We start from the raw sequence: 6,231 nt of genomic DNA, 5'->3' as shown, positions 1-6,231 counted from the left end.
CGTCGCCATCGCAAACGGCCTGTTCGCTGAGTCAAAACAGACGAGTTCGCTTCTTGCTTCTTGCTTCTTGCTTCTTGCTTCTTGCTTCTTGCTTCTTGCTTCTTGCTTCTTGCTTCTTGCTTCTTGCTTCTTGCTTCTTGCTTCTTGCTTCTTGGATGTGGGCATTCACATCGAGTAGGTATTCATTCACGAAGGTGGCGCATAGTCACCTTTCCGCCCTTACGGCGGGTCACTTTTTGTCAAACGCGACAAAAAGTAACCAAAAAACGCTGCGCTCCCATCATCCGGCCCCTGCGCTACGCTCCGGGGTTCCCTCGCTCCGGGCTTGCTCCCGGGAGGACCGCGCTGCAGGCCCCATCCTGGGGCCCAGCGCTTGACGGGCATCCATGCCCGTCACCTCCCTCCGCAAGCCCTGCGCTCGGCCTCCTGAAGTCGCAATCTGCGTCGCCTGAACTATCGCGCGCTTAGAAGCAAAAGCAAAAGCAACGGCAAAAGCAAAAGCAACGGCAACGGCAACGGCAACGGCAACGGCAACGAACCGAGTCTGATCAACGGTCCTTGAACTGGGCCTCGCGCTTGGCGATGAATGCGGCCATGCCTTCTTTCTGGTCTTCGGTGGAGAAAGCCGCATGGAAGACCCGACGCTCAAAGCGTACCCCCTCGCTGAGGGTGACTTCAAACGCTCGGTTGACGCTCTCCTTGACCATCATGCTCACCGGAATCGACTTGCTGGCAATGGTCGCCGCCACCTTCAGCGCCTCTTCCACCAGTTCTGCCTGCGGCACGATCCGCGCCACCAAACCTGCACGCTCGGCCTCTTCCGCCCCCATCAGGCGGCCAGTCAGGCAAAGCTCCATGGCCTTGGCCTTGCCCACCGCACGCGTCAGGCGCTGGGTGCCGCCCATGCCCGGCAGCACGCCCAGGTTGATTTCCGGTTGACCAAACTTGGCGTTGTCGGCAGCGAGGATAAAGTCGCACATCATCGCCAGCTCGCAGCCGCCGCCCAAGGCAAACCCGGACACGGCAGCAATGATCGGCTTACGGCGATTGGCAATGCGATCGGCGTCGCTGAACAGGTCGTCGACGTAGATCTGCGGGTATTGCAGCTCGGCCATTTCCTTGATGTCAGCGCCAGCGGCAAAGGCTTTGGCCGAGCCTGTCAGCACCACGCAGCCGATGTTCGGGTCGCGCTCGAGCTGGTCCAGGGCCTGGTTGATCTCGCCGACAATCTGCGCGTTCAGCGCATTGAGCGCCTGCGGGCGGTTGAGGGTGATCAGGCCAACCTTGCCGTGGATGTCCAACAGGATGGTTTCGAATGCCATGCAGTCTGCTCCTTCAAAGATTGCGCGCAATGACCATGCGCTGAATGTCGCTGGTGCCTTCGTAGATCTGGCAAACCCGAACGTCGCGATAGATCCGCTCCAGCGGGAAGTCACTCAGATAGCCATAACCGCCCAGGGTCTGCAAGGCATCCGAACAGACCTTTTCGGCCATTTCCGAGGCAAACAGCTTGGCCATCGATGCTTCCACCAGCGCCGGGCGCCCCGCATCACGAAGGGCGGCGGCGTGCAATACCATCTGCCGGGCCACGGAAATCTTCGTCGCCATGTCGGCCAGGCGAAACGCCACGGCCTGGTGCTGGATCAACGGTTTGCCAAAGCTCTGGCGCTCGTTGGCGTAGTCGCGCGCCACTTCGAACGCCGCGCGGGCCATACCCACCGCTTGCGAGGCGATGCCGATACGGCCGCCCTCAAGGTTGGCCAGGGCGATCTTGTAGCCTTCACCCTCCGCCCCCAACCGGTTGGCCACTGGCACGCGCACATCGTCGAAAACGATCTGGCAGGTGTCGGAGGCGTGCTGGCCGAGCTTGTCCTCAACCCGCGCTACCTGGTAGCCCGGCGAATCGGTCGGCACGATGAAGGCGCTGATGCCACGCTTGCCAGCCTCCGGGTCGGTGACTGCAAACACGATCACTACCCCGGCGTTCTGCCCCGAGGTAATGAACTGCTTGCTGCCATTGAGCACATAGTGGTCGCCCTCCAGGCGTGCGCGGGTCTTCAGGCTGCTGGCATCGGAGCCAGCCTGCGGCTCCGTCAGGGCGAAAGCACCGAGCATCGCACCTGTCGCCAGCGGGGTGAGGAACTGCTCTTTCTGCTGCTCGTTGCCGAAGCGCAGGATCGGCACGCAACCCACCGAGTTGTGCACGCTCATGATGGTCGAGCAGGCGCCATCACCCGCAGCGATTTCCTCCAGGGCCATGGCATAGGCCACATAGCCAGTGTCGCTACCGCCCCACTGCTCCGGCACCAGCATGCCGAACAGGCCCAGTTCGGCCATTTCGTCGATGGCCTCTTTCGGGAAGCGATGCTCCTTGTCCCATTGCTCGGCAAACGGTCTCAGGCGCTCCTGGGCGAAGGCGCGTACCGCGTCGGCGATCTGTTGTTGCTCGTCATTTACCAGCATGGTTCACCTCAGTACAGGCATTCAACAGCCATGGCCGTGGCCTCGCCACCGCCGATGCAGATGGCCGCCACACCCCGGTGCAGATTGTTCTGGCGCAAGGCCGACAACAGGGTGACCAGAATACGCGCGCCAGAAGCGCCGATCGGGTGCCCAAGGGCGCAGGCGCCGCCGTGGATATTGACCTTGTCGTGTGGCAGATCGAGGTGTTTCATGGCCGCCAGGGTGACCACGGCGAAGGCCTCGTTGATCTCGAACAAGTCGACCTCGGCCAGGTTCCAGCCGGTGCGTTTCATCAGTTTGTCGATCGCGCCGATCGGGGCGGTCGGGAACAGCGCCGGGGTGTCGGCAAAGGCGGCGTGACCGTGGATGACGGCCAATGGCTTGAGGCCACGTTTGTCGGCCTCGGAGCGACGCATCAGTACCAGCGCCGCAGCGCCGTCGGAAATCGAACTGGCGTTGGCCGCCGTCACGGTGCCGCCTTCACGAAACGCCGGTTTGAGCTGCGCAATCTTGTCCAGGCGCGCCTTGGGCGGCTGCTCGTCATCCTTGATGACACGCTTTTCCTTGCCCTCGGTGACTTCCACCGGCACGATCTCGGCGACAAAACGGCCGCTGCTGATGGCGTCCTGCGCTCGGGTCAGCGAGGCGATGGCGAACTGGTCCTGGGCTTCGCGGCTGAAGGCATTGGCCTGGGCACAGTCCTCGGCAAAGGTGCCCATCAGGCGGCCTTTGTCGTAGGCGTCTTCGAGGCCGTCCATGAACATGTGGTCGATGATCTTGCCGTGGCCCATGCGGTAGCCACCACGGGCTTTGTCCAGCAGGTACGGCGCGTTGGTCATGCTTTCCATGCCACCCGCCACTACCACGTCTGCGGTGCCGGCCAGCAGCAGGTCATGGGCCATGATCGCGGCTTGCATCCCCGAGCCGCACATTTTGTTCAGGGTGGTGCAGGTGGTGTGCTTGTCCAGCCCCGCGCCCAGCGCGGCCTGGCGTGCCGGCGCCTGGCCCTGGCCGGCTGGCAGCACGCAGCCGAACAGTACCTGCTCGACACAAGCGGCATCGATGCCGGCACGTTCCACGGCACCACGGATGGCAGCGCTGCCCAGTTGCGGCGCAGTCAGGCTTTTGAGGTCGCCCTGCAGCCCGCCCATGGGCGTGCGTACGGCGCTGACGATAACGATGGGGTCATTGGCGAGGGGCATGTTCGTTCTCCTTACTTGGCAGCCATGCGCAGCGCACCGTCGAGGCGGATGACCTCACCGTTGAGCATGCTGTTCTCGATGATGTGGCGGGCCAGCGCAGCGTATTCCTGCGGGCGACCCAAGCGGGGCGGGAATGGCACGCCGGCAGCCAGAGAAGCACGTACTTCTTCGCTCATGCCGGCCATCATAGGGGTTTCAAAGATGCCCGGAGCGATGGTCATCACGCGGATGCCGAAGCGCGCCAGTTCGCGCGCGGCCGGCAAGGTCAGGCTGGCAATGGCACCCTTGGAGGCGGCGTAGGCGGCCTGACCAATCTGGCCGTCATAGGCGGCAATGGAGGCCGTGTTGATGATGACCCCACGCTCGCCGCTCTCATCGGCAGCCCCTTCGGCCATGGCCGCCGCAGCCAGACGCAACAGGTTGAAGCTGCCGATCAGGTTGACGTTGATGACCTTGGCGAAGCTGGCCAGGCCATGCGGGCCCTGCTTGCCCAGCACCTTCTCGGCACCGACGATGCCAGCACAATTGACCAACCCATGCAGGCTGCCAAAGGCGCTGACAGCTGCATCGACAGCCGACTGGGCCGCCTGCTCGTCACTGATATCAGCCACGGCGAAACGGGCGTTGTCGCCCAGCTCGCGAGCCTTGGCTTCGACAGCCGGGGCATTGAGGTCGACCAGCATGACCTTGGCACCAGCCTCGACCAGCATCTGTGCAGTCGCAGCACCCAGCCCGGAAGCGGCGCCGCTGACGATGAAATGTTTATTGGCTATGTGCATGAGTACTTTCCTTTCAGACGCTGGCAGGGGTGGCCTGTTGCGCTTGTTGTTTGGCGACTTCCTGGTTGCGCAGGATGAAGCGTTGCAGCTTGCCGCTCGGGGTCTTGGGCAGCTCGCTGACGAATTCGATTTCCCTGGGGTAGGCATGCGCGTAGAGGCGCTGGCGCACGTGCTGGCGCAAGGTTTCTTCCAGCTCGACGCTGCCGGCATAGCCGCTGGCCAATACCACGAACGCCTTGATCAGCTCGGTGCGCTCCGGGTCGGGCTTGCCGATCACCGCTGCCTCGATCACCGCCGGGTGCTCGATCAACGCGCTTTCCACATCGAACGGCCCCACCCGGTAACCGGAGGTGGTGATCACGTCGTCGCTACGGCCAACGAAGCTGATGCTGCCATCCGGGTTCAGCTCGACAGTGTCGCCGCTGAGGTAGTACTTGCCGACGAAGGCTTTGGTCGGCAGGCCGTGGTAACCGCCGAACCAGCACAGCGGCGACTGCTCGCGGTCAACGGCGAGGATGCCTGGCTGGCCGGCTGGCAGCTCGTTGCCCTGCTCGTCCAGCACCACGATGCGGTGGCCGGGGATGGCATAGCCGGCAGAACCCAGGTGCACCGGATGCTGCAGGCCATGGTGGTTGCACAGCACCATGCCCAGTTCGGTCTGGCCATAGTGATCGTGAATGGTCACGCCCAACTCGTCGGCGAACCAGCGGATCACCTCGGGGTTAAGCGGTTCGCCCGCACTGCTGACCACTCGCAGGCGGCCCTTGATCGGTGCCGAAAAATCTTTGCCCGCCGCAATCAGCAAGCGATACGCAGTGGGCGAACCGGCCAGGTTGGTAATGCCCAGCTTGTCGATCACCCGGGCGCAGCTTTCGACACTGAACGGGCCATCGTAGAACGTGGTGGCATGCCCCAGCGACAACGGACCGGTCACGGCGTAATACAAACCGTAAGCCCAACCCGGGTCGGCCAGGTTCCAGAAGTTGTCCTCAGGCAGCAGCTCGATGGCATCACGCATGTAGCCCTGAAACGCGACAATCGCGCGCAGTGGCACTTCCAGGGGTTTTGCCGGGCCAGTGGTTCCAGAAGTGAACATCAGCAGGAACGGATCGTTGCCTGAGCGCATCACCGGCTCGCAGACATCCGCTGCGCTTTCCAGGCATTGCTGGAAGTCCAGTTCACCACTGCGGGCCTTGACGGTGATGATGGTCGGGCAGGCGTGCACCTCGTCCAGCTTGGCGCGGTTCTGGCTATCGGTGACCACCACTCGGGCGTGGGATTGCTCAAGCCGGTGCTCGATGGCCTTGGGGCCGAACGCCGTGAACAAGGGCTGATAAACCGCCCCAAGGCGCCAGGTAGCAAGGATGGTCACCAGCAGTTCAGGGGTGCGCGGCATCAAGCCGGCAACCCGGTCTCCAACGCCCACCCCCTGCGCCCTTAGCACATTGGCGAACCGGGCAGCCTGCACCTGAAGCTGATCGAAACTATAGCGCGCGCTGTTACCATCGCGGTCTTCATGAATCAGCGCCAGCTTGCCGTCACCGGCATGCCGGTCACAACATTCGACACAGGCATTAAGGGCCTCAAGGCTGCCATGCAATGCCGCCACTGCGGCCTGGGCATGGTCAAACGCACGAGCGGCCTCGGCGTAATCGCGCATCATCGGACTCCTGGTTTCTTGTTTTTGGAGTTGAAGCATCGGTCCGACGATGTTCGCGCCGCTCATGCGCGGCGGCAATGGCCAAAGCTGTCAATCTGGATGACTGGTTTGGCCGCCGCTCATCACC

The 6,231-nt window shown here is 62.9% G+C and carries 5 protein-coding genes; all 5 read right to left on the bottom strand.

The window, feature by feature from the left end:
- Nucleotides 1–548: 548 nt before the first annotated feature.
- Genes ACF8EA_RS05170 through ACF8EA_RS05150 form a run of 5 tightly spaced genes read right to left on the bottom strand, consistent with a single transcriptional unit; the run spans nucleotide 549 to nucleotide 6,104 of the window.
- Nucleotides 549–1,322: an enoyl-CoA hydratase gene (locus ACF8EA_RS05170; protein WP_003250095.1), complete on the bottom strand. Its 774-nt coding sequence runs from the start codon at nucleotides 1,320–1,322 to the stop codon at nucleotides 549–551.
- 13 nt (nucleotides 1,323–1,335) lie between these two features.
- Nucleotides 1,336–2,463, bottom strand: coding sequence for an acyl-CoA dehydrogenase (locus tag ACF8EA_RS05165; RefSeq protein ID WP_021785352.1), 1,128 nt, complete (start codon nucleotides 2,461–2,463; stop codon nucleotides 1,336–1,338).
- Between the two features lie 8 nt (nucleotides 2,464–2,471).
- On the bottom strand, nucleotides 2,472–3,665 hold the full coding sequence (locus ACF8EA_RS05160) for an acetyl-CoA C-acyltransferase (RefSeq protein WP_392521219.1): 1,194 nt from the start codon (nucleotides 3,663–3,665) through the stop codon (nucleotides 2,472–2,474).
- An 11-nt stretch (nucleotides 3,666–3,676) separates the two neighbouring features.
- Nucleotides 3,677–4,444 (bottom strand): SDR family NAD(P)-dependent oxidoreductase, encoded by a 768-nt coding sequence (locus ACF8EA_RS05155; RefSeq protein ID WP_021785354.1) that lies wholly within the window; start codon nucleotides 4,442–4,444, stop codon nucleotides 3,677–3,679.
- 13 nt (nucleotides 4,445–4,457) lie between these two features.
- Entirely contained in the window at nucleotides 4,458–6,104 is a 1,647-nt protein-coding gene (locus tag ACF8EA_RS05150) for an acyl-CoA synthetase (protein WP_325948497.1), read from the bottom strand.
- Nucleotides 6,105–6,231 lie beyond the last annotated feature (127 nt).

Origin of the sequence: Pseudomonas sp. YQ_5 (genome assembly GCF_043103305.1) — a bacterium.
Classification (GTDB): domain Bacteria; phylum Pseudomonadota; class Gammaproteobacteria; order Pseudomonadales; family Pseudomonadaceae; genus Aquipseudomonas; species Aquipseudomonas putida_Y.
The sequence above is the reverse complement of the archived record's forward strand: the minus strand, read 5'-3'. Positions and strand labels throughout refer to the sequence as shown.